The organism is Citrobacter sp. CK206, from assembly GCF_030333125.1.
Lineage (GTDB): Bacteria > Pseudomonadota > Gammaproteobacteria > Enterobacterales > Enterobacteriaceae > Citrobacter_B > Citrobacter_B koseri.
In genome coordinates, this window is sequence record NZ_JAOWGM010000021.1 from 132403 (window position 1) to 156673 (window position 24271).

Consider the following 24271-nt stretch of genomic DNA (forward strand, 5'->3'; position numbering starts at 1 on the left):
AATTTATTATGAGTTTTAATATTGCGACCTCCGGTCTGAATGCAATTACCGAGCAGTTGAACGCCATTTCCAACAACATTGCGAACTCCGGCACCGTAGGATTCAAATCCGGCCGTGCGGAATTTTCCTCACTGTATGCGGAAAGCCAGCCGCTGGGCGTAGGGGTTTCTGGTGTGACCCAGAGTATTACCCGAGGCGGAAACATTTCTACCACCGGAAATGCGCTCGATCTGGCGATCAGCGATAGCGGATTTTTCATGGTGCGTGACAGCACGGGGACCACGGCATATACGCGTGCGGGCTACTTCGGCACCGACAGCAGCGGCAACCTGATCAACAACCTGGGGATGTATCTTCAGGGCTACCCGGTTAATGCTAACGGCGAGATAGAAGTGGGGACGATCGGCAATCTGACGATCAGCAGCGGCTCTATTCCGGCGAAGGCGACCGACAGCCTCGACTTCACCGCCAACCTGGACGCGCGCGCCGCCGAGCCGGAGACGGCGCCTTTCAACCCAAAAGACAGCACTTCCTATAACAATACCTACACCACGCAGGTTTTTGATTCCCTGGGACGCGAGCACACGCTGAACCAGTATTTTGTGAAAACCGGCGAGAACACCTGGCAGGTTCACTATTACATGGACGACGTGGAAATCCCGGACAGCAGCCAGGCGATAGAATTTACCGAGCAGGGCGTCCTGAAAAGCCCGGTTGGCCTGACGAACCTGACCACATCGATCTCCGGCGCGGCGGATCTCTCTATCGATCTGAGCTACAACGGCACCAGCCAGTACGGTTCTGACTTCTCCGTCAGCAAAAACAACAGTAGCGGCTACGCGTCTGGCGAACGTACCGGTCAGGCGATTGATGAAGACGGCAGCGTTTACGCGACCTTCTCCAACGGCGAACGGATGTTGCAGGGGCAACTGGTGCTGGCGAACTTTGCGAACCCGAATGGTCTGGCGTCAAAAGATGGCACGACGTGGGTACAAACCGCCAGTTCCGGCGCGCCGCTGACCGGAACGCCGGGCACCGGTTTGCTGGGTTCTGTGAAATCCGGTGCGCTGGAATCCTCAAACGTGGATTTGACCTCTGAGCTGGTTGGTCTGATGACCGCGCAGCGTAATTACCAGGCGAACACGAAGGTTATCAGCACCAACGACAACATGATGAACGCTCTCTTCCAGGCGGTGTAATGGATCGTTTGATTTTTACCGCCATGAGCGGCGCATCGCGCAGTTTGTCGCAGCAGCAGATCCATGCAAACAACCTGGCGAATGTGAATACCCAGGGGTTTCGTAGCGATCTTGATAATGCGATTTCCCAGCAGGTTAACGGCGAGGGATATGCCTCGCGTTATATGGCGCTGCCTACTCAGGGCGGTGTGGATATGACGCCTGGCGCGGTACGTGAAACGGGGCGCAATCTGGATATCGCCATTAAAGGCGATGGGCTGATTGCGTTGACCAGCGGCAACCGTGAGGTTTACACCCGCAACGGGCAGATCGACGTCAGCCCGGAGGGCGATCTGTCGATCAACGGTCTGCCGGTTGAAGGTGACAACGGCCCGATCGTTTTACCGCCGTTCTCGTCCGTCAGCATCGGTGAGGACGGTGTGATCACTATCGTGCCTGACGACGGCGATATTGCCGCGCCGGTTGATGTTGACCGCATCAAGCTGGTGAACATTCCGGTAAGCGATCTGAGCAAAAATGTGGATGGCTTTCTGGTGAGCAACACGGCGATTAACCCACGCGATGAAGAGGTGATGGTGGCGTCCGGGCATCTGGAAACCGCTAACGTCTCGGCCATTAATGAGATGGTCGCCAGCATCGCGCTGAATCGTCAGTTTGAAGCGCAAATCAAGATGATGAAAGCCGCTGAAGATCTCGCTAATTCAGGCAACCGTCTGATTCGTGGCACCTGATAACAATAAGAAGGAATAAAGATGAATCCCGCTTTATGGATCAGTAAAACCGGCCTGGCGGCGCAGGACGCCAAAATGACCGCGATTTCCAACAACCTGGCGAACGTCAACACCACCGGGTTTAAACGCGATCGCGCGATGTTCGCCGATCTGTTTTATCAGAATCAGCGCACGCCAGGTGGGCAGCTCGATCAGAACAATATCGCGCCGACCGGCATTCAGTATGGCACCGGGGTGAAGATCGTCGGGACGCAGAAAGAGTTTACCGTCGGCAGCATCCAGAACACCGGGCAAACCTTCGACGTGGCGATCACCGGGCAAGGGTTCTTCCAGGTGGAAACTGCGGATGGCGATATCGCGTATACCCGCGCTGGTAATTTCCAGAAAACGCCAGATGGCGTGCTGACGAATGCGCAGGGGCTGCCGCTGGTGCCGCAGATTGAATTGCCGGAGAACGTCAAAGATTTGCAGATTGGTAAAGACGGCACCATTACCGCGACGGTGGCAGGCGAAACCGATCCGGTGGAGCTGGGGCAGTTGACGCTGGTGAACTTCGTCAATCCGGCCGGTCTGGAGGCGATAGGCGGCAACTTATACCGTGAAACGGCGGCCAGCGGCGAAGCGGTTGAAGGCGTACCCGGCGAGGACGCGCTCGGACAACTGGAGCAGGGCTCTCTGGAAGGTTCTAACGTACAGGTCGTTGAAGAGATGGTCGACATGATCACCGTTCAGCGTGCCTACGAAATGAACGCCAAGATGGTCTCTGCCGCCGATGACATGTTGAAGTTTGTCACCCAGTCGATGTAACGACAGGGCTTTAAAGTGAAAGAGAAATGAAAAAGCAGTTAGTTATCAGTCTACTGGCGCTGTTTTTGTCGGGCTGCGAAAGCCCGGCGTTGCTGGTGAAAAAAGACGATGCGGCGTATGCGCCGCCGGAAGATATCGTGGTGCCTGAAACGCAGGTGCGCGGCGGTGGGTTATATAACGGCAACTACAACTGGTCGTTGACCCAGGATCGCCGGGCTTATCGCGTAGGCGACATCCTGACCGTTAAGCTGGATGAGTCTACTCAGGCCAGCAAGCAGGCGCGCACTAACTTTGGTAAGAAAAACGATGTTTCCCTGGGGATACCGGAAGCATTCGGCCATTCAATCGATAAGCTTTCCGGCTCGATTGACGGCAACCGAAACTTTAACGGTAATGCCACCTCGCAGCAGCAAAACAGTCTGCGCGGCGCGATCACCGTTGCGGTTTATAAAGTGTTGCCAAACGGCGTGCTGGCGATTCGCGGGGAGAAATGGCTTACCCTCAACCAGGGGGATGAGTATATGCGGGTGACGGGCCTGGTGCGCGCGGAAGATATCGAACGCGACAACTCCGTCTCTTCACAGCGAATCGCCAATGCCCGTATCTCCTATGCCGGACGCGGCGCGCTCAGCGACGCGAATGCGGCAGGCTGGCTGACCCGCTTCTTCAACCACCCGCTGTTCCCAATTTAATGGAGGCCATGATGCGTAAACTGGCACTCTTTTTCCTGCTGATTTGCAGCATGAACGCGGCGGCGCAGCGTCTTGGCGATGTGGTCGATATTCAGGGCGTGCGCGGCAACCAGCTGGTGGGCTACAGCCTGGTTGTGGGGCTTGACGGTACAGGGGATAAAAACCAGGTCAAATTCACCAGCCAGTCCGTTACCAACATGCTGCGCCAGTTTGGCGTGCAGTTGCCTGCGAAGATTGATCCGAAGGTGAAGAACGTCGCGGCCGTGGCGATTAGCGCCACGCTGCCGCCGGGCTATGCGCGTGGGCAAAGTATTGATGTAACCGTCTCCTCGATTGGCGATGCGAAAAGCCTGCGTGGCGGTACGCTGCTGCTGACTCAACTGCGCGGTGCTGATGGCGAAGTGTATGCGCTGGCACAGGGGAATGTGGTGGTAGGCGGCGTGAAAGCCGAGGGCAACAGCGGCTCCAGCGTGACCATCAACACCGCGACCGTTGGCCGTGTGCCAAACGGCGGCTCGGTGGAGCGCGAAGTGCCGAGCGATTTTCAGCAGGAGCCGGTGGTGATGCTGAACCTGAAACGTCCCAGCTTTAAGACTGCCAACAGCGTCGCAGTCGCGCTGAACAACGCCTTTGGTTCCGGCACGGCGACCGCGCAAAGCGCGACTAACGTGGCGGTACGTGCGCCGATGGGCGCGGGCGATCGGGTGGCCTTTATGTCCTCTCTGGAAGATGTGCAGATTAACGCCGGTAAACAGCCGCCACGCGTGGTGTTCAACGCCCGAACGGGAACGGTGGTCATTGGCGATGGCGTAGTGGTGCGCGCTGCGGCGGTATCACACGGCAACCTGACCGTCACCATCCGCGAATCGTCGAACGTCAGCCAGCCTGGCGCATTCAGCCAGGGAAGAACGGTTGTCACGCCGGAAAGCGACGTCAACGTTAACCGTGGCCGGGGTCAGATGGTGACCATTGCGGCAGGAACCAGCCTGCGCAGCATCGTGAATACCATTAACAGCCTTGGCGCGGCGCCGGACGACACGATGGCTATCTTACAGGCGCTGCATGAAGCTGGCGCGCTGGATGCTGAACTGGTCGTGATTTAAGGAAATACCATGCTGAATGCCATTAACCGACAAACCGCGATTCTGCCCGGCGATCTCTCCGGGCAGGTAAAGCCGCAGAATCTTGAACAGGCCGCCGAACAGTTTGAGGCGCTGATGCTGCGTTCCATGCTGTCGCAAATGCGCAAGGCGTCCGATGTGCTGGGGGAAGACAACCCTTTCAACAGCAAACAGCAGCGGATGATGCGTGATTTTTACGATGACCGACTGGCGTCTGACCTGGCGTCTCAGCGCAGCACCGGGATTACCCAGATGATCATCAACCAGCTTTCGCCGCAGGTGAATACGCCGCTTAAGAAGACGGATGAAATGGCCGCTTTAGAAGAGCAACCGAAAGAACTTAAAACGCCTGTGGTTCCGGTAATGCGCGGGCAGGAGTAAGCCATGAGTATGATTAATATTGCCTTCAGCGGTTTGCAGGCAGCCCAGGTGGGCATGAATGTCACCTCGATGAACATCGCTAACCTGCTGACGCCGGGGTACAGCCGCCAGGGCATTATCCAAAGCTCCATCGGCCCAATGGGGGAAGCAGGTTTTACCGCCGGGAACGGGGTACAGGTCGATAGTATTCGCCGCATCTCCAGTCAGTATCTGGTTAATCAGGTGTGGCAGACCAACTCGAAAGCCAGCTATTTCGAAACCGGAAATCAATATATCGGCGCGCTGGAACAGGTGATCGGCACCGACTCTACCAGTCTTGGTAACGGGCTGGATGATTTTGTCAGCGCCCTGAGCGCATTGACCCAGACGCCGGAATCCCCGGCGCTGCGTCAGCAGCTTATTAACCAGGCGGGCGCGCTGGCGACCCGTTTCAATAACGTTAACAACTTCATCTCCAGCCAGAAAGAGTCGATCAACACCCAGCGCAACGCGATGGTTGACCAGATCAACACCCTGAGTACCAGTATTGCGGACTACAACAAAAAAATTACCGACATGGAGTCAACCGGCGGTAACAGCAGCGTACTGCGCGATCAGCGTGATGAACTGGTAAAACAGTTAAGTACGCTGGCGGACGTGAAGGTGACGGACGATGGTTCCAGCGGGTACACCGTCTCAATGGCGAACGGTCAGCCGCTGGTGAGCGGTAAGGTCGCCGGGCAGCTCAGCGCGGGGCAGGACGCCAACGGCAACTCCACGCTGACGCTGAAATTTTCCACCAGCGAGTTCACGCTGAACCCGTCGGCGGGCGGTCAACTTGGCGCGCTGTATGATTATGAAACCGGCACCCTCCAACAGATGAAAGATTCGGTGCAAGGGATGGCGGAATCGGTGGCAAAACTGTTTAACGATCAGCTGGCGAAGGGCTATGACCTGAATGGCAATTCAGGCAAGCCGCTGTTTACTTTCGATCCGAGCAATCCTGCGGGCATGTTGCAGGTGACGGATCTGAAGCCTGAAGAACTGGCGCTGTCCGGCATCCAGGCCGACGACGGCACGGGCGTACCGGGCAACGGTGATAACCTGAAGGCGCTGATCGAACTGAAAAACCAGAAAACGGATATTCCGGGTCTGGGAAATATGAGTCTGAGCGAAGGGGCTGCGGCGATCATTTCCACTATCGGTATTGCCAGTAAGCAGAGCAAAACAGAAATGGAAGCGGCGTCGACGGTGCGCGACCAGGCGCAGAATCAGCGCGATAACCTGAGCGCGGTAAACCAGGATGAAGAGGCGATTAATCTACAGATCTACATGCAGGCTTACCAGTCGAACATGAAGGTGATCTCCACCGGAAATCAGATCTTCAGCGACCTGCTGGGGATGTTTTAAGCGCCATCAGAGAATTTAAATTATGCGTATTAGTAGTCTTTACAACTCAAATGCCATGCTGGCGCAATTAGGCGTTAACGGCACGCGTATCAGTAAGTTGATGGAGCAGATGTCGACGCAAAAGCGCATTAATGTGCCGTCTGACGATCCTGTTTCCGCAAGTCGTCTGGTGCAACTGAACCGTGAGCAGTCTGCGATTAAACAGTATCAGAGCAATATTTCCAGCCTGAGCGGCGCGCTGTCGATTCAGGAGTCGAACATCACCGCGCTCAGTAACCAGATGCTGGCGGTCGGCGATAAGCTGAAGCTGGCGAATAACAGTACGCTCAGCCAGAAAGATATGGCGGGTTACGGCATGGAGCTTTCTTCAATGCTGGATTCGCTGGTCGCCACCCTGAACGCTAAAAATGAAAACGGCAGCTATCTGTTTTCCGGCACGCAGACTGACAGCCAGACGGTAACGTGGGACGAGGCGAAAGGGCAGTATGTGTACGGCGGCAATGACAGCAGCCGCGAAACGATTGTCGCGAACGGCGTCTCTATTACGGAAAACACCCAGGTCGCTCAGGCATTCTCCGGTTCAGGAAACGACCTTGAGATGCTGAATAAATTGAAAGCGCTCAGCGACAAAATGCAGGACCCGAACGCGAATTACGCTGACTATAAAGACGAACTGGAGGAGATGATCGGTGTCGCGCAAAATACCAGCGATAACATCTCCAGCCTCTTCACCGATCTTGGCGGCCGTCAGAACCGCCTGACGCTGCTCAGCGATGCGCACAGCGATGTCAGCCTTGCGAACGATCAGGTTGTACGGGACCTGTCCGAAACGGACTGGGCGACCACCAGTATCAACCTGCAACTGTATACGCAGTCGGTGCAGATCACTAATAAGGCTTACAGTATGGTGAGTCAGCTTAACTTGTTTAGTCTGTTGTAATTGTTATGCAGGTAGGTTTAAAAACAACGTCCCTTACGACTTCTGCGCCCGCAACCGGGCGCGGAAGCATTGATGCGCCGCAAACGGTCGGCCGCGTCAACGCGCCAGAAATCACCGCGACCCGCAATGCGTTCCCCGAATCGGCGCTGTTGTCCCGCCGTCCGATGCGCTACAACGTACAGCTAAATCAACAACTCACGGCAGTGCAGCAGGCTGACAGCTATCTGGCGCAGACGGAAACGCAATTGTTGCAGGTGCGTCAGTCGTCGCTTCGCGGCGATGCGACGCAGCCGGCGAATACGCTGCAAAAACATTTGATGCGTCGGACGCAGCTTTCCGGCGGCACTGTCGATCGCCATCTGACCGCGTCGCTGGAGCAAAAAAGCACGGTTAACTTTACGCTTCCCGGCAGTGAGAAACTTCTCAGCCAGCCGGGGGGAGAAACGCTGGTATTTTCACTGGGCGGGCGGCAGCGTGAGATGACCGCCATTTCGTTGCCGGAAGAGGCGACGCCGCGTCAGACGTTGACCCAGTTGAATGTGGGGCTGGGCCGTCTGGGGATTCATGCGCGTCAGACGGCAAACGGGCAACTGATGTTCAGCGTGGATGAAAGCCGTTGGGAGCGGGTCAGCCAACAGCTCACCGTGCGCGGAGAGGGCAGACATTTCCCCGCCGATGCGTTTACGTTGCTCACGCCACAGGCGGAAACGGCAAGCAGCGATGAGGTTGTTTCGCTGGCGACGCGTCGGGAAAGGGAAAGCCAGGTAAAGCTGCAAAATACGCTGGAGCACATTACCACCCAGCGCAGCAGGCTTCGCCAACAGCAGGAGCGCGTGGCGTCGCGCATCAATGATATGGCGACGGTATACAGCCCGGCGCAGGCCCGGGAAACCGCGCGCGGCCTGGGGGAAGCGCTGGCGAGCAGCGCCAGCAGCTACAGCACCCTCTCCAGGGCGCTGGGCGCGCAGGCCAACGTCAGGCTGGCGACGGTAAAAAATTTGCTGGGGTGATTATCGTAACCGGAAGCGGGCCTCCGCCTCCGGTTTTGACTTACTGCTGGATAGGGTAGAGAAAAATCGACCCGCTTTGCCCTACCACTAGCGGTTGCCCGTTAAATGCCAGCGGCTCCATCCAGAAATTGGTGTTCATCAACATATCGACCAGACCATCTATCATCAGCCCCTTGTGCGTGGTGGTGTAGTAGATGGGCGTCAGGTAAAAATAGAGTTTGCCGTTTTTCCCTGACGTCGGCGTAAATTTTTCCTTTAGTACGAAACGATTGTCATCAGGGCTGGTAATGGTCGCCAGAATGGTGCCTTTCGTTGTTTTCATCCGCGAATTATAAATTTCTTTCGTCTGCGACATCAGGTCATAGAAACCAAGCTGGAAAGTCCCTTCCACATCCGTATTGGGTCGCTCTGCGCCGCCTGTGAGGGTGCTGGTGCCGAATGCGATGGCGAGAAGCACGGAAATACTCAACAAAATCACAAGATTAACTTTCTTTGCATGTTGCCATTTCATTCAGTTTTCTCCGGGTTTCACGCATAATCAGGTTGTTCAGCCGTGTCGGATCGATACGCCAGTGATAAATCGTCATCGCTAACTGCTTTTTGTCGCACTGGCTGGTAAGGGCGAACGTGTAGTTCAGCGATGAATTGGTGATGCTAAAGTAGACGCTCATCCTGACTGACTGCATTTTGATCTGCTGATTAATGGTATAAAAAGTGTCTTTCAGCTTGGTGTACAAGTTATTGGCGTCATAAGACGGCTCGCTGCTCGTCCCAATGGAATACAGGTTGATGTTGCTGTAAACGTTAGGCTGTATCTCCTGGGCGACCAGATGCTCATGGCCTTTCAGTTTCATGTACCAGCCGGTAAAGAGTATGCTGCCGATCGCCGTCAGCGCGAGCAGTAAAAACACGGTGGTCCAGTGGATGGATTTTTTCACTGGCCTGGTCGTTGCAGGCGGCGTTACGCGGACGATATCGTTCACTTGTTCCGCGACAGGAAGTGACGTCTCGTCGACAACCTCATATTCCCCGGCTAAATCGGAGGGGGCGTTTTCTTCCAGCGGAAGATGATTTTCTTCGGGGTCGCGAACCTCGCTCTCTTCTTTTTCGATAAAGCAGCAATAATCAGGCTCAAGCAAATACCCTTTTTTAGGGATGGTTTTGATGATTTTTTGCTTTTTGCCGTCGTCTTCCAGTGCCGTACGCAGCGCGTGGATGGCATTGGGCAGACTGTTATTACCGATGACGCGGCGTTCCCAGACCAGCGTGGTGAGTTCTTCACGCGTAAAGATCTTTCCTGCATCTTGCATGAGCGTTTCAAGGAGCTTGAGTTGATATTCTCCCAGACGTTTACGTTCCCCTGTTGTTAAATGGAGAATAGATCCAGAGGGGATATCAACCAGCCAGTTATTAACGGAGTAATAGCGTTTATTCATTTATTCATCGATGGATATACCACCCCAGTAAATGCAACGGCTAAATATCGCAAGAAAATATAGCCTGAACACGGATGTTGACTATCTGTTAATTCCATTTGAAATTCTTAATGAATGCCGCTTGCCTGCGGGAGGTGAGGAAACGAAAAGCGCTTTTGCCGATGGCTGAGTTTGTTTTTCAGCCTGAACAGCACTCAGAAACAAGACACCAGCGGCCTGCTGTTGTTCTGATTATCGCGGAATCATCTTTTCCTGGCGCTCTTTTTACGCGATAAAAATGTGATGTGCAACCTCATTTGCAGTGAAAGATTCGCCTTATTATTAATTCTTCTGATTAAAAGTTAATCGAAATAGTTAAAAGATCCTTATGTAAAATCAGGCCCTGCGAATGTGAAAAATTTGTGTTCATCAATCTCCTTTCATGGGGTGTGGGTATATTTTTTGGCAGATTAAAACAATAAACAAGAAAAAATAAAGGAGCGGAGTTAATTTTTTTATCGTTTGTGTCGCCTGATTGAATAATTATGGGGTTGGTTTTATTGCCGGGCTAAAGGTGGTTTATTGAGGATGGTATAATAAGAATAATTAATTGGATATTTTTCGTCTTGAAAAAAGAGGGTGACAAATCTTTAAATAAATTTTCATTAAATGAATTTAATTTTTCGTTGTGGTGGGTCGTTTTTATCAGTCAGCAACGACAAGAACCTGATAAAACAGACAGGTAATCCAAGGAGAAATATATTATGTCGCTTTCGATTTTCACCAGTGCTTCTTCTATGGCATCCACCAATGCCCTGAATAAATCCAACAATCTGCTGTCTACCGCAATGGAGCGTCTGGGCACCGGCAAACGCATCAACTCCGCAGCGGACGATGCGGCCGGCTTGCAGATTGCCACTCGCCTTCAGGGTCAGACCAACGGCATGGCCGTTGCGCAGCGTAACATCTCTGATGCCACCGCACTGCTGCAAACCGCAGAAGGCGCGTTCGACGAAGTGAGCAACATCATGTACCGCATGAAAGATCTCGCCACCCAGGCAGCGAACGACACCAACACCACCAAAGACCGTGATGCCATCAACGCTGAAATGAACGACCTGAATGCCGAACTGAAAAATATCATGGGCAACACGTCTTATGCAGGCGATAAATTATTCGGTACTGGCGGTAAATTTGCCGATTCCCTGAACTTCCAGATTGGTTCTTCCTCTGGAGAAACCATGACCGTGAGCCTGGGTGATGAACTGGGCGGTACAGCGAGTGGCCTGTTTAGCGCTTCTGGTTTCTCGGGTATCGGTGACTGGAACAACACCGCTTCCGGTATCAACATCGGGAGCGCCTCCGACGCTACGGCGATGATGAACTCTCTGGAAACGGCGCTGAATGACGTCGGCGCCGTGCGCTCCAAAATGGGTGCGAGCATTAACCGCCTGGGCCACACCGCGGCCAACCTGGCAAACATGAAAGACAACACCGATCTGGCGCTGAGCAATATTCAGGATGCGGACTTCGCCAGCGAAGCCTCCTCCATGACGCGTAACCAGATGCTGGCGCAGACCAGCATGTCCATGCTGAAACAGTCCAACAGCATGTCCAGCATGGTGATGTCTCTGCTGGGTTAACAGTAAGCCGCCGCTTGCCTGGAAAGGCAGGCGATGTGTTCTTATGACGCTGCATCCTGCACGGGGTGCGGCTTTTTTTGTGTCTGCTGTTGCAGTGCAGCTCCTTTTTGCCGTCTTTCTTCGCCATTTTTTCCCCGGGTTGCCTGAAAAATGGTCATTCGAACGTCGTCGGATTTAATTTTCGAAATGGATGTGTCGTTTTGAGTCAGTACAACGAATGAATGACCTGAATGAATAAGGAATATCTATGTCGCTTTCTATTTTCACCAGCGCTTCTTCCATGGCATCCACCAATGCCCTGAATAAATCCAACAATCTGCTGTCCACCGCAATGGAACGTCTGGGTACTGGCAAGCGTATTAACTCCGCAGCGGACGATGCGGCGGGTCTACAGATTGCCACCCGTTTGCAGGGCCAGACCAACGGCATGGCCGTTGCACAGCGCAACATCTCTGATGCCACTGCGCTGCTACAGACCTCCGAAGGTGCGTTCGACGAAGTGAGCAACATCATGTACCGCATGAAAGATCTCGCCACCCAGGCAGCGAACGACACCAACACCACCAAAGACCGCGATGCCATCAACGCCGAGCTGAACGACCTGAACTCTGAGTTGCAGAACATCATGAACAACACCTCCTATGCAGGTGACAAACTGTTCGGCGCTTCCGGTAAGTTTGGCGAAGCGATGAACTTCCAGATTGGCTCTTCCACCGATGAAACCATGCAGGTTGATCTGTCTAAAGAGCTGAAAGGTTCTGGCACCGACTCGCTGATTGATGCCAGCGGCGGTTTTGGCACGATTAGCGATACAAGCAGCAGCTACTACTCGGCCAGCGGCATCAACATTACTGACGCTGCCGGCGCGAAAGATCTGATGAACAACCTGGAAACTACGCTGAATGACGTCGGCGCCGTGCGTTCCAAAATGGGTGCGAGCATTAACCGCCTGGGCCACACCGCGGCTAACCTGGCGAACATGAAAGACAACACCGATCTGGCGCTGAGCAACATTCAGGATGCGGACTTCGCCAGCGAAGCCTCCTCCATGACCCGTAACCAGATGCTGGCGCAAACCAGCATGTCCATGCTGAAACAGTCCAACAGCATGTCCAGCATGGTGATGTCTCTGCTGGGTTAATCCTTCGCGGATATCTGCCCCTAAAACACCGCTGTATGGCGGTGTTTTTGTATCCGGCAATGCGCTTCCTTCTGCCGGAAATTGCGGAAGGGGACATTCCTCCTCTTACGTAACTCATTGATAAATACTTATTAAAAAATTGGCACGATAGTTGCTTTATCTGCTGTATGTTGAAAGCGGCGCGCGTGCCCGGAGAAACCCACTATGTCTGATTTTGATCCAACGACACTGGCCACACAGTTGGCAGGCTATGACATTCTTGCGCTGCAAACCTCGCTGAAATCACAGACTTCCACGCTGGAAGCGCAGAAAAAAGCGCTTTCCTCGCTGCGTACCGCCCTGTCGGATTTCCGTTCGGCAATCACCGGGCTGAATTCCTCCAGCACCAGCGTGCTGAAAAATACCGCGACCATGAACCAGGAAGGGATCGCGACCATCACCGCCAGCGCGTCTGCCCGTAAAGGGACATACAGCCTGAACGTCACCCAACTGGCTTCTGCGCAGCAGAAAGGGTTTGACGGGCTTGATGATGAGGCGATTAAAAACGCCAGCGGTACGCTGAAGATCAATCTCAACGGCGAGAGCCTTGAAATTGAGATGGATGATTTAGACAGCCTCGCTGATTTTGCCGACGCCATCAATAATGCGGATTTCCCGAGCGCGTCTGACACCGCGACCTCTGACGACGGTCAGAACGGCGTTACCGCTTCGCTGATGCGTATTGATGGCAAGGTGACGCTGATGATGAGCAGCGATCAGAGCGGCGAGAAATACGATATTCAGCTGGATACCAGCGGCATGACCAACGGTCAGGATATCTTTAATGGCGAGAATGTGATTACCGCCGGTAAAGATGCCAAATTCACCGTTGGCGATTCCAGCACCGTTTACTCCAGCAGCTCCAATACCCTGGATAACCTGGTAGACGGCGTTTCGATCAAACTGACCGGCACCACCGAAGCCAACAAGCCGCTGGTTATTTCAGTCGACACGGATGCCACGGGGACAAAGGAGCAAATTCAGGCCTTTATCGATGCCTATAACACGTTGCAGGACACCATCTCCGGGCTGACGGCGACCGGCAGCAGCTCTGATTCGCGCGGCGCGTTTGCCGGTGATGCCAGTATCTCCTCGTTAACCAACGATCTGAGCAACATGCTGCGCGGCACCTTCGGCGACCAAAACATGACGAAGTTCGGCATTACTGCCGACAAAGACGGCAAGCTGTCGATCGACGCCGACACGCTCAATGAGCAACTGAAATCAAATCCGCAATCGGTCGCTGATTTCTTCAACGGGAATAACGGGCTGATTAAAGCGATGGATAAATCGCTGGATAAATACCTGAACACCAGCACCGGTTTATTAAAAGGTCGCCAGGAAACGCTCGACAGACAGCAGCGCGACATCGACACCAAAACCGAAAAAATGAACACGCGTTATGAGTCCTCCTATAACCGCTACCTGAAGCAGTTCACGCAGTTACAGTCGATCATGACGCAGATGAATAACACCATGAGTATGTTTAGCTAATTCTTAGGGAATTTAACTTTCAATGTACGGTAACGAGCAGGAAGGCTTCGGCCTCTATCACCAATCTGACCTGGCGATTCAGGCCGCAGCAGCGAATCCGCATCAGTTAGTGCTGATGTTGTTCAATGGCCTGATGGACGAACTGGTACGCGCGAAAAGCCATATTGCGGCGCGTCGCTACGAACGTAAGGCGCAAAGCATTAATAAATGCATCGACATCCTGAACGCGCTGACCAGCGCGCTGGATTTTGAAAAAGGCGGCGAGCTGGCATTAAGTCTGGCGAATCTTTATGACTACTGCGTTTACCGCCTCTATGACGCCAGCCACAAGCTGTCTGTCGAAAATATTGAAGAGGTGGAAGTTATCCTCGGCAATATTCAGGACGGCTGGGAAAAAATGGGTCAGGGAACATGAGCTATGCGTTGACGATGCGAACGCTGATGCAGGCGTTACGCCAGGCCGCAGCCGACCATAACTGGTCTGCCGTACGGAATGTTGACCTGAAGATTGCTGAATTGCTTACCGCTGTCCGGGGTAAACCCCTGGACGCGGCAGACAGCAAAGCCCTGGACGAACTGCGGGAGATTCACCGTCAGGTGCGCGATTACTGTCAGGGGCAGAGCGACATTATCGCGAACAAAATGGCGCTCGCCATGCGCAATCGTGAAGGTGCGACGGCGTATGCCGCGTTTATGGACGCAGAGGATATGGGGTAATGGATATTCTCAATCTTTCTCAAAATGCGGGGCACGCTTCCGGTTTGCCGATGCAGGCGGAGACGATCGCCGGACAGAGCGGCGCTCAGTCATCTGCCGGGCAGACGCAGCCAGGATTCAACGATGCGTTGATGAATGTTGTCAGCACGCTGATGGGCGGGCAGGGCAAAAATGCCCTGGGGATTACCGTCAGCGCGCAGCCGGTGAGCGTGCAGGATGAGGATGATACGGGCGATCGGCATCAGAAGGATGCCTCTCCGTTGAAAGACGATGCGCAACAGCAGCTGTTGCAGGCGCTGTTGATGACCGGGCAGATGCCGGTTAAACCCGTCAGCTACGCGGGTCGTTCGCAAAACGAGATGAATGCGCTGACGTTGCAGACGCAGCCGTTACTGGCGGGACAGTTGCAGGAGAAGGGGGCGTTATCGCCAACGCTGCGCCCGACGCTGGCGGCAGGGGTTAACGTAACGCCTGCGACCGAGTCGCCGCAGACGCCAACCGCAGGGTTGCAGCACATTACGCCGCAGCTTATGACCGCAGTCGCTGTGGCGACGCCGACAGTGAATGCGCAGCCGGTCTCCGTTGTCTCCACGACGCCAACGGCGGCGGTGACGCCTGATGCAATGTCTGCGCATACCTCGACATTAAAACTTGATACGGAAACCTCCCGCTGGACGCAGCAGTTGCAAAGCGCGTTGGGCGATCGTCTGCAACTTCAGGTGAAGAACCAGATCCAGCACGCCACTATCCGTCTCGATCCGCCTGAAATGGGCAAGATCGACATCTCGTTGCAGCTTGATAACGGGCGCGTACAGGTACAAATCAACGCCAGCCATGCAGAGGTCTATCGTGCGCTTCAGCAAACGAGCAACGATCTGCGCCAGAGCCTGACCGAACAGAACTTTGTTCAGGTAAACGTGCAGGTCTCCTCTCAGTCAGGGCAGCAGCAGGGTAAAGAACAGCAGTTCGCACAACAACACGCCATCATTCAGGCGGGAGATGAGATCGCGGCAGGTCTGCCGGAATCAGAAAGCACCCGCCGTGAAGATGATTCGGTATTACTGACCGTTTAACAAAAAGACATTTATGAACGCAAAAACAATCTCCTTTGGGCTGGCGATCGCTTTGGTTACCGCTTTACTGACGGCATGTTTAACCGTTGCCGGCACCTGGCTACTTCGCGCGGACACGGCATCGGAGAGCAATCCGTTGACGAGCTTATTTAAATCCTCCACGCCGCAACAGGTGGAGTTCGTGGAAATTAAAAACATCCTCATCACCCTGAAAGGGAAAGGTAATGCGGAGCGTTATCTGATGCTGGAACTGAACCTGGCGACCATGAGCGCGGAAAACGCGCGGACGGCGCAAGACATGATCCCTGCGATTCGCGGGGCGACCGTCAATTTGTTTTCTGAAATGGACTATGACGCCGTGCGTGCGCTAAGCGTCAGCAACCTGCACGACAAACTCAAAGCCGCCTATGCCGCCAGATTCGACAGCCTGAAGATGGACGTCCCCTTTGATGACGTCATCATCAGCAAAATGGTCTTCCAGTGATTGATAAGCCGTATTGGACATGATGGATTTTATCGCAAGTGAAACGCTGACGCCTGCGGATGAAGCGCGCTATGTCAGCACGTATCTGCCGCTCGTCAACAAAGTGGTGAAGCAACTCGCTTACCAGACCAGTAGCGTTATTGATCAGGATGATATGGAACAGATCGCGCTAATGGGGTTGTTAACCTCGTTGCGCCGTTACGGCCATCCTGATGAGCAGTTTGCCGCTTATGCCATACAACGCGTTCGCGGCGCGGTACTGGATGAGCTGCGGTTGCTTGACTGGCGTCCGCGTCGTTTGCGACAGAAAACGCATAAGCTCAATGACGCGATCCGCGAGATTGCGCGTCAGCTGGGACGTACGCCCAGCTTTGAGGATATCAGCCACCATCTTTCCATTACGGCTGAAGAGTATCAGGAATATCTCTTACTCGATTGCGCCAAAACGCTGGAGAGTCTCGACGATCTTTTGGGTAATGACGTATATGCGGGGGCGCTGGATAGCCGTCCGCTTGAAGAAGAGATCATCGTCAGCAGAACGTTACGCAACGCGTTGGCGAGTCTTGATGAGCGTGAGCAACTTATTCTCACGCTCTATTACCAGCATGAAATGAGCCTGAAGGAAATTGCGCTGGTCCTCAATTTAACCGAGGCCAGGGTATGTCAGCTCAATAAAATCATTGCGCAAAAAATTCAGTCTTTTTTCCAGAAGTGAAAGGTTTATGCAGAAATTCTTAGGTATTCTCATCATCATGGGGTGTGTTGTCGGCGGCTTTATTTTGTCAGGCGGACACCTCGCCTCATTCTGGCAGCCGGGTGAAATCATCATTATTCTTGGCGCGGGACTGGGGGCGATGGTACTGGCGAACCCCAAAGCGGTGCTGAGCGAAATGTACCGTCAGTTTCGCGGCATTATGCGCAAAAACGAATATACCGATGAGTATCAGCGCCAGCTGCTGATGCTGCTGTATGAACTGCTGGAACTGGTGCAGGACGGCGGCCTGAAGGTGCTGGATGAGCATATCGAAGCACCGGAAAACAGCGCGTTATTCCAGAAATACCCCCTCATGCTGCACGACAAAGCGCTGGTGACGTTCATCTCCGATAACTTCCGCCTGATGGCGATGGGGAAAATCAACGAGCACGAGCTGGAAGGGATTCTCGAACAGGAACTGGTGGCAATGGAAGAGAACCTTCTGCAACCGTCCCGCTCTTTGCAACGTACTGCGGAAGCGATGCCTGGATTCGGCATCTGCGCGGCGGTACTTGGCATCATCATTACCATGCAATCCATTGACGGCTCGATTGCGGTCATCGGCGTGAAGGTTGCGGCCGCTCTGGTGGGAACCTTCCTCGGCGTATTCTTCTGTTACTGCCTGATGGACCCGGTGGCGAACGCCATGGAGCAACGCACCAAAAAGCAAATCTCGGTGCTGGAGTGCGTGCGTACCGTACTGGTGAACCACGTTGCCGGTAAGCCGACGCTGCTGGCGGTCGATGCCGGGCGCAAAATGCTGCCGATGGACACGAAACCGACATTCGCGACGCTGGACGGTTGGGTAAACCAGATGATGGGTGATGCCTGATGCGTAACCGCAGCAAAGAACATACCACGATCATCAAACGCTCCTCGCGTAAAAGCCATGATGAATTTCATGGCGGCGCCTGGAAAGTGGCCTTCGCAGACTTCACGCTGGCAATGATGGCGCTGTTTATGGTGCTGTGGATCATGGGCGCGGTAACGGAAGAAGAACGTAAAGAGATTGTCTCCATGCTCAATGGCGAGTCGGTCTTTGAAGGCAACTCATTAACGCCCATTACGCAAAAAGAGGGGCAGGGCGGGCAGCTTTCGCTGATTGACAGTCGTCATCCGAAAACGCCTAAACCGTCGAAAACGGCAGAGTCGTCAAAACCGTTGACCGATGCGGAGAAGCAGATTGCTCAGCAGGCGAAACAGACGGAAAGCCTGGACGACGTGAACGCCCGCTCGCGTAATGAGATTGAAGATCTGGCGCGCATTATCATGAAAATCACCTCGACGTACGATGCGCAAGCCAACCTGAAAATGGAAATTGTGCCGCAGGGGCTGCGTATTCTGGTCTCGGACGATCAAAAACGCGAGATGTTCCAGCGCAGTAGCGCAATCCTGACGCCGTTTTTCAAACGCTTACTGACGGAGTTCGCGCCGGAACTGAACAAGATTGACAACAAGATCATCATCACCGGCCATACCGATGCCACGCGTTTTCGCGATCAGGTGCTTTATAACAACTGGAACTTGTCCGGCGAACGCGCCATGCAGGCGCGAGCGGTTCTGACCACCGGGGGGCTGGATCAAAGCAAAATTCTGCAAGTGAGCGGCATGGCGGATCAGATGTTGCTTGACCCGCAACATCCGCTGAGTTCCGCGAACCGCCGCATTGAAATTATGGTGCTGACGCATTCCGCCAGTGATTCTCTGTACCAGTTCTTTGGGCAGCATGGCGAAAAAGTCATTAAACCGCTGACCGATAAACTGACGAAAAACCATTAATCAGATCGTTATTGCTGTGAAACGTTTCATCCGTTCTGTCCGTTTTGTACCTGCCCGGCATGTTCTGTGCCGCCAGGTACCTTTTTTTTCTCTCATCCTGTTATTGCTGATGCCGACGGGCTACAGCATCGCAAAGCCGAAGCCTGTAGAAGCGGGTATGACGCAGCAGGAAAACGCGTTGCAGATGCGGAAAAAAAATCGCGAGCGGCTGATGGCGAAAGTGAAAAAACGGACTGCCGTCGTACCGTTAACGCCGGAACAAAAGCAGCGGGAAACGGCGCAAAAACTGGCTGACCGCACTAAAAACCGCGAGATGCTGGCAATGCATGCCCGCTGGCAGCCCGGTAGCCTGGGCGGCTCCGACACGCTGTGGAGTCAGGCACGCAAAGGGAAAGACAAAACGGGGCGCATCAGCCCGAAACTGGCGTCCCGATTACATACCGTCATCAAGCGTCTGGAAGACCAGTTAGGTAAGCCCTATGTCTGGGGCGGTAAAAATCCGCTGGAAGGATTTGATTGCAGTGGCCTGGTTTTCTACGCCTTCAATCATGTGCTGGAGCGCAAGCTACCCCGCACGGCAAACGGCATGTATCAGGACCCCACTCTTAAACATATTCGCGTAGATAAACTCCGTCGCGGCGATCTGGTGTTTTTTAACATTAACCAGCGACCGGGCGCCGACCATGTTGGCGTCTACCTTGGAAACGATGAGTTTATTGAGGCCCCGCGTAGCGGGCTAAATATCCGCATTAGCCAGCTTTCAGATGATTTCTGGCAATCGCATTACCTCGGCGCTCGCCGCATTCTGACGGAAGAGGCGATGCTGTAAAAATGACCCTTAGATTGAGTTAAAACCCATGACCGCAACACGTATGAAATTCGCCATTGATGATGGCTCAACCAATGTGAAAATTAGCTGGATTGAAAACGGTACGCTGAAGACCGTTGTTTCGCCGAACTCCTTCCGTAAGGACTGGAAAAGCGCGGCGCTGCTGCGTGGTCAGTCGGTATACAACTACACCATCGGCACCACGAAATACACCTATGATGCGACCTCGGATAAAGCGCTTTCCACGACGCACATCGAATACCAGTATGACGATTTGAATCTGCTGGCGGTTCATCATGCGCTGCTGCAAACCGGCCTGACGCCGCGTGACGTTGAAGTTATCGTCACACTGCCGATTACGCAATTCTACAAGCCGGACGATTGCCAGCGTAACGATGAGCGCATCGAAGCGAAACGTCGCAACCTGATGCGTGAGATCTCGCTGAATAAAGGCGAGCTGTTCCGTATCGTTGATGTGCATGTTATGCCGGAGAGCCTGCCTGCGGCGCTGTCGCATCTGCTTAACTCCAACGTGAATGAATTCACCAAGTCGCTGGTCATCGACTGCGGCGGGACAACGCTGGACATGGGGGTGATTGTCGGCGAGTTTGACGATGTTTCCGCAATTTACGGCAACAACGAAATCGGCGTGGCGATGGTGACGGACGCCACGCGTAAATTACTGGCGGCGGCGGACAGCGACTCCAGCTACCTGGTGGCGAACGAGCTGATCAAGCGTCGCAACGATCTGGATTTTGTCAGAAGCGTCATCAACGATGAATCGCGGATTGACGAGATCCTTGAACGGATCGAGATCAAGATTCAGGAGCTTGGCGATCAGGTGGCTTATGAAGCGAAGAAATTCGCTAAGAACCCTAACCGTGTTTATCTGGTCGGCGGCGGCGCGCATCTGATCGAATCCGCTCTGCGCCAGGCCTATTCGACGCTCGGCGATCGCGTGGTGACGCTCGACAACCCGCAAAGCGCGCTCTCTCGCGAGATCTGCCTGTACCATGCTGAGTCAGGCGTTGAGCAGATTGATTCGCCGCAAATGGTTGAGGTAGGCGACGATGAGTAACAGGCAGATCCGCCGTGTTAACCTCTCATTGCATTTGTCGCCAGAGCGATCGCGCGCGGATTTGCGCGCGATGCTGCAACTAAAAAAATGGTATGGCGCAGTGCAGCGGGACGGGAGCGACGTCAATGACGCCAACATGGAGATCCGCCAGTTTCATCGCAATATCTATCTGTCCGGCCTGCAATTGCATCTTCTCAACCCGCAATTGTGCAGCCATGTTGCAGAATCCCTGAGCCGGGAAGGTTTGAGCCTCGAATCCCTTTGCGCGGAATTGCAGGAGAGCAATTTGCTGCCCGTCGCCCTCATGACCGGCGATGGCGATGCAGAAAAAGAGAAAGACTTCAGCGAACAGCAGCTGGCGCAAATGCGTACGCTGATGGCGCAGGCCCTGCAAAAACAGCAGGTCGCCGCAGCGCCATCGGATAACACGCAGCATGAGGAGACGGCAAAACTGCGTGAAGAGGTCGCCCAGCTCAAAGTCTTGCTGGAACAGCAGCATCTGCTGTTGCAACAGCTGCGCGTAACAGGGCGCACGTCAGCGGCGGAACCGGCTAAATCCGTAAATGCTGAAGAAGTCGATCTCAGTACCGTAGACGCGCCAACGCAGAAGATGAGTAAAGTGCGTCAGAAAGGGATCTTTTAGACTTTCGCCCAGCGCGTCACCAGTGTTGAAAAGGGAACCCGGCGGTTCCCTTTTTATTTTATGCCGCCGCGCATGGCGTACTACCGGTATACCGGCAGAAGGTTAATGCTGGATAGAATATGGATAAGCGCGTTAGCTGCCCCAAAGCATAAAATCAGGACGATCATCGCGTTGCCTCCCCATACCCGATAGTGCGGGCTGTTAAAGCGTTTGCGCGATGCGCGCGCCAGCAGCGCCGGGACAATCGCCGCCCAGACGGTGGCGGCCAGCCCGGCAAAACCGATGGCGTAGATAAACCCATTTGGCCAGATTAAACCGCCGGTGATGGGCGGCAGAAACGTGACCAGCGCAGTTTTGAAACGTCCTTTTGGCGAGTCGTCGAACCTGAAGAGATCGGCGAGGTAATCAAATAATCCCAGCGTAACGCCGAGGAACGAACTGGCGACGGCAAAGTTGGAGAAGACGGTCAGCAGCAGATCGAGCGTTGAGCTGTTCAGCAAACCGCTCAGCGTCTGTACCAGCACATCGATATTGCCGCCTTTTTCGGCGATCTCAATAAACGCCGGACGCGGAATATTCCCCATCGTACCGACCAGCCAGATGATATACAGCACCAGCGCCATCAACGTTCCCAGCAGCAGGCAGCGGCGGATGGTCAACGGATCTTTGCCGTAATATTTCATCAGACTGGGCACGTTGCCGTGATAACCAAATGAGGCGAGACAGAACGGCAACGTCATCAGGACGTAGGGCAGGTAGCTGGGGCTGACTTCAGCGGTATTGAGTAAAATTGTTGGCTGGACGTGCCAGAGCAAACCGCCAAACGTCATAAAGAAGGTGAGAATTTTAGCGCCCAGCACAATGGTCGTCATACGGCTCACCGCCCGGGTGCTTAGCCAGACAATAAACGCCACCGCCAGGGCGAATAATAACCCGCCGAGCCTGGCCGGAAAGACGATCCCCATTTGTGCAAAGGTATGGTGAATAACCGAACCGCTGGCGGAAATATAGGCGTAAGTCAGAATATACAGCACGAACGCGACGGTCAGACCGTTAATAATATTCCAGCGATTTCCCAGCAGGTCTTTGGTAATCGTGTCGAAGCTGGCGCCAATATGATAATTCAGGTTTGCTTCCAGGATCATTAACCCGGAATGCAGCATACAAAACCAGGTAAAAATTAATGCCAGCAGTGACCAGAAAAACCAGGCGCCAGACATCACCACCGGGAGAGAAAACATGCCCGCGCCAATAATGGTTCCACCGATAATCATTGCCCCGCCGATCAGCGACGGCGCTTTATTTGCGACCGATAATGTAGCCATAGTGCGTTTTCCTCGCGTGGCTATGCCCGTCATTGTGCAGAGAAAAGGGCGATCCCGCTTTTCTCATGCCTGAATGCGTTGAATATCGTATTAAATAGCGGAATCGCGCTCCCGCAGGGGAGCGCGTATCAGAACGTTATTTCACCGGTTTCAGCCGGGCCACAAAGTGGCGCAGCACCGGCGGTTCATAGGTGAAAGTCAGCCCTTTGATCGATGCGGCGCGGGCTTTTACGGCGATTAACGCATCCGCGATATAGTCCATGTGATCGTTGGTGTAGACCCGACGTGGGATCGTCAGACGCAGTAATTCCATTGGCGACGGTTTTTGTTTGCCAGTGGCCGGATCGCGCCCAAGCAGCAGAGAGCCAATTTCCACGCTGCGAATCCCGGCTTCCAGGTACAGTTCGTTATTCAGCGCATGAGCCGGGAACTGTTCTGCCGGAATGTGCGGCAGCAGCAGCTTCGCATCGACAAATACCGCGTGGCCCCCGGTTGGATACTGGATTGGAATCCCCCCTTCGCGCAGCCGTTCGCCCAGGTATTCCACCTGGTTAATTCGATAGGCGAGGAAATCTTCATTCATCCCTTCTTCGAGGCCGATCGCCAGCGCTTCCATATCGCGCCCCGCCAGCCCGCCGTAAGTGACAAACCCTTCCATCGGCACGCAGCGAATGCGCACGTCGTTGAACAGATCTTCATCATCACGGAAGCAGCACAGCCCGCCGATATTGACCATCGGATCTTTCTTCGCCGACATGGTCAGCATATCCCCATACTGGTACATCTCACGGACGATCTCTTTCACCGTTTTATCTGCGTATCCCTCTTCGCGCTGTTTAATAAACCAGGCGTTTTCGCAGAAGCGGGCGGAGTCGATGACCACCGGAATATTGTGCCGCTTCGCTATTTGATACACCTCGCGCATATTGGCGATGGAAACCGGCTGGCCGCCTGAGCTGTTGCAGGTGACGGTGGTGATAATCGCCGCGACGTTTTCTGCGCCATGTTCCGCGATAGTGGCGTTGAGCAGGTCGATATCAAAGTTGCCTTTCCAGTCGTACCATGAGGTGGTGTCGAACGCTTTTGGCGTCACCACGTTGATGGCTTTCGCGCCGTTTAATTCGACATGGGCGGCGGTCGTATCAAAGTGGAAGTTGGAAATAAAGACCGGTTTTTCAGCGTTGCGGCGGGCAATCAGGCAGGGAAACAGAATTTGCTCGGCGCCGCGTCCCTGGTGCGTAGGGATCGTGAACGGGTAGCCGATCAGCTCTTTTACTTTGTCGCACAGATGGTAATAGTTGCGTGAGCCGGCGTAGGCTTCATCGCCCATCATCAGGCCTGACCATTGACGGTCGCTCATTGCGCCAGTGCCGGAGTCGGTCAACAGGTCGATATATACATCATCGCTTCTGAGCAGAAAAGGGTTATATCCCGCTTCTTCAAGCGCTTTAACACGGTCGTCCCAGGTGGTCATACGAATGTTTTCTACCATTTTAATGCGGAACGGCTCAGGAATACGTTTCATATTATTTCTCCAATAGCATGTCGTGCTACGTGAACGTTATTTTTGTGCCTTTAACAGGCGCA

26 protein-coding genes are annotated in these 24271 nt (G+C 54.0%); 22 read left to right on the top strand and 4 right to left on the bottom strand.

Going from position 1 to position 24271, the window contains the following annotated elements; genetic code table 11:
* The first annotated feature begins 8 nt into the window (after window positions 1-8).
* Genes flgE through OGX81_RS03760 form a run of 9 tightly spaced genes read left to right on the top strand, consistent with a single transcriptional unit; the run spans window position 9 to window position 8270 of the window.
* Entirely contained in the window at window positions 9-1199 is a 1191-nt protein-coding gene (gene flgE, locus OGX81_RS03720; RefSeq protein WP_012133698.1) for a flagellar hook protein FlgE, read from the top strand.
* Window positions 1199-1930, top strand: a complete 732-nt coding sequence (locus OGX81_RS03725) for a flagellar basal body rod protein FlgF (RefSeq protein WP_058668668.1) — start codon at window positions 1199-1201, stop codon at window positions 1928-1930. The genes flgE and OGX81_RS03725 overlap by 1 nt, the downstream gene beginning before the upstream one ends.
* Window positions 1931-1951: 21 nt before the next feature.
* On the top strand, window positions 1952-2737 hold the full coding sequence (flgG, locus tag OGX81_RS03730) for a flagellar basal-body rod protein FlgG (protein ID WP_012133696.1): 786 nt from the start codon (window positions 1952-1954) through the stop codon (window positions 2735-2737).
* A gap of 26 nt (window positions 2738-2763) precedes the next feature.
* Entirely contained in the window at window positions 2764-3429 is a 666-nt protein-coding gene (flgH, locus tag OGX81_RS03735; protein WP_012133695.1) for a flagellar basal body L-ring protein FlgH, read from the top strand.
* A complete protein-coding gene (locus tag OGX81_RS03740; protein ID WP_012133694.1) occupies window positions 3429-4532 on the top strand; it encodes a flagellar basal body P-ring protein FlgI in 1104 nt (367 codons plus the stop codon). The genes flgH and OGX81_RS03740 overlap by 1 nt, the downstream gene beginning before the upstream one ends.
* A 9-nt stretch (window positions 4533-4541) precedes the next feature.
* Entirely contained in the window at window positions 4542-4931 is a 390-nt protein-coding gene (locus OGX81_RS03745; protein ID WP_071259975.1) for a rod-binding protein, read from the top strand.
* 3 nt (window positions 4932-4934) lie between these two features.
* Window positions 4935-6320 (top strand): flagellar hook-associated protein FlgK, encoded by a 1386-nt coding sequence (gene flgK, locus OGX81_RS03750; RefSeq protein WP_012133692.1) that lies wholly within the window; start codon window positions 4935-4937, stop codon window positions 6318-6320.
* Window positions 6321-6342: 22 nt separating this feature from the next.
* Window positions 6343-7260: a flagellar hook-associated protein FlgL gene (gene flgL / locus OGX81_RS03755; protein WP_071818870.1), complete on the top strand. Its 918-nt coding sequence runs from the start codon at window positions 6343-6345 to the stop codon at window positions 7258-7260.
* A 5-nt stretch (window positions 7261-7265) separates the two neighbouring features.
* The gene (locus tag OGX81_RS03760; protein WP_049011795.1) at window positions 7266-8270 is read left to right on the top strand and encodes a hypothetical protein; all 1005 of its coding nucleotides are present in this window, start codon (window positions 7266-7268) and stop codon (window positions 8268-8270) included.
* Between the two features lie 40 nt (window positions 8271-8310).
* Here the strand turns inward: OGX81_RS03760 and OGX81_RS03765 are convergent, their stop codons facing one another.
* Window positions 8311-8781 (bottom strand): hypothetical protein, encoded by a 471-nt coding sequence (locus OGX81_RS03765; protein ID WP_012133689.1) that lies wholly within the window; start codon window positions 8779-8781, stop codon window positions 8311-8313.
* On the bottom strand, window positions 8753-9706 hold the full coding sequence (locus tag OGX81_RS03770; RefSeq protein ID WP_047458621.1) for a winged helix-turn-helix domain-containing protein: 954 nt from the start codon (window positions 9704-9706) through the stop codon (window positions 8753-8755). The genes OGX81_RS03765 and OGX81_RS03770 overlap by 29 nt, the downstream gene beginning before the upstream one ends.
* A 743-nt stretch (window positions 9707-10449) precedes the next feature.
* On the opposite strand from OGX81_RS03770, the gene OGX81_RS03775 reads away from it, so the two are divergent.
* The 13 genes from OGX81_RS03775 to OGX81_RS03835 all read left to right on the top strand — a co-directional run bounded on the left by OGX81_RS03775 (window position 10450) and on the right by OGX81_RS03835 (window position 21359).
* Complete coding sequence (locus OGX81_RS03775; RefSeq protein ID WP_024130628.1) at window positions 10450-11328, top strand: flagellin N-terminal helical domain-containing protein; 879 nt, start codon at window positions 10450-10452, stop codon at window positions 11326-11328.
* Between the two features lie 247 nt (window positions 11329-11575).
* The gene (locus OGX81_RS03780) at window positions 11576-12469 is read left to right on the top strand and encodes a flagellin N-terminal helical domain-containing protein (RefSeq protein WP_024130627.1); all 894 of its coding nucleotides are present in this window, start codon (window positions 11576-11578) and stop codon (window positions 12467-12469) included.
* Window positions 12470-12673: 204 nt separating this feature from the next.
* Window positions 12674-14002 carry a flagellar filament capping protein FliD gene (gene fliD, locus OGX81_RS03785; protein WP_047458617.1) on the top strand — a complete coding sequence of 443 codons (1329 nt, stop codon included), beginning with the start codon at window positions 12674-12676 and terminating at the stop codon, window positions 14000-14002.
* A gap of 22 nt (window positions 14003-14024) precedes the next feature.
* Window positions 14025-14417, top strand: a complete 393-nt coding sequence (gene fliS, locus OGX81_RS03790; RefSeq protein WP_012133681.1) for a flagellar export chaperone FliS — start codon at window positions 14025-14027, stop codon at window positions 14415-14417.
* Complete coding sequence (locus OGX81_RS03795; RefSeq protein ID WP_012133679.1) at window positions 14414-14719, top strand: hypothetical protein; 306 nt, start codon at window positions 14414-14416, stop codon at window positions 14717-14719. Before fliS ends, OGX81_RS03795 begins: the two co-directional genes overlap by 4 nt.
* Entirely contained in the window at window positions 14719-15792 is a 1074-nt protein-coding gene (locus OGX81_RS03800) for a flagellar hook-length control protein FliK (protein ID WP_012133678.1), read from the top strand. Before OGX81_RS03795 ends, OGX81_RS03800 begins: the two co-directional genes overlap by 1 nt.
* A gap of 13 nt (window positions 15793-15805) precedes the next feature.
* On the top strand, window positions 15806-16276 hold the full coding sequence (locus OGX81_RS03805; protein WP_012133676.1) for a flagellar basal body-associated FliL family protein: 471 nt from the start codon (window positions 15806-15808) through the stop codon (window positions 16274-16276).
* Window positions 16277-16295: 19 nt separating this feature from the next.
* Entirely contained in the window at window positions 16296-16991 is a 696-nt protein-coding gene (locus tag OGX81_RS03810) for a FliA/WhiG family RNA polymerase sigma factor (RefSeq protein ID WP_110123515.1), read from the top strand.
* A 7-nt stretch (window positions 16992-16998) separates the two neighbouring features.
* Window positions 16999-17862: a flagellar motor stator protein MotA gene (gene motA, locus OGX81_RS03815; protein WP_012133674.1), complete on the top strand. Its 864-nt coding sequence runs from the start codon at window positions 16999-17001 to the stop codon at window positions 17860-17862.
* On the top strand, window positions 17862-18809 hold the full coding sequence (gene lafU, locus OGX81_RS03820) for a putative lateral flagellar export/assembly protein LafU (RefSeq protein ID WP_104869027.1): 948 nt from the start codon (window positions 17862-17864) through the stop codon (window positions 18807-18809). Before motA ends, lafU begins: the two co-directional genes overlap by 1 nt.
* A 16-nt stretch (window positions 18810-18825) precedes the next feature.
* Window positions 18826-19638: a C40 family peptidase gene (locus OGX81_RS03825; protein WP_309146682.1), complete on the top strand. Its 813-nt coding sequence runs from the start codon at window positions 18826-18828 to the stop codon at window positions 19636-19638.
* 43 nt (window positions 19639-19681) lie between these two features.
* Window positions 19682-20716 carry a plasmid segregation protein ParM domain-containing protein gene (parM, locus tag OGX81_RS03830; RefSeq protein WP_197982146.1) on the top strand — a complete coding sequence of 345 codons (1035 nt, stop codon included), beginning with the start codon at window positions 19682-19684 and terminating at the stop codon, window positions 20714-20716.
* Complete coding sequence (locus tag OGX81_RS03835; RefSeq protein ID WP_146209151.1) at window positions 20709-21359, top strand: hypothetical protein; 651 nt, start codon at window positions 20709-20711, stop codon at window positions 21357-21359. The genes parM and OGX81_RS03835 overlap by 8 nt, the downstream gene beginning before the upstream one ends.
* An 80-nt stretch (window positions 21360-21439) precedes the next feature.
* Here OGX81_RS03835 and mtr read toward each other — a convergent pair whose 3' ends face one another.
* The gene (mtr, locus tag OGX81_RS03840; protein ID WP_024130622.1) at window positions 21440-22684 is read right to left on the bottom strand and encodes a tryptophan permease; all 1245 of its coding nucleotides are present in this window, start codon (window positions 22682-22684) and stop codon (window positions 21440-21442) included.
* Window positions 22685-22820: 136 nt separating this feature from the next.
* Window positions 22821-24209 (bottom strand): tryptophanase, encoded by a 1389-nt coding sequence (tnaA, locus tag OGX81_RS03845; RefSeq protein WP_012133668.1) that lies wholly within the window; start codon window positions 24207-24209, stop codon window positions 22821-22823.
* Window positions 24210-24271 lie beyond the last annotated feature (62 nt).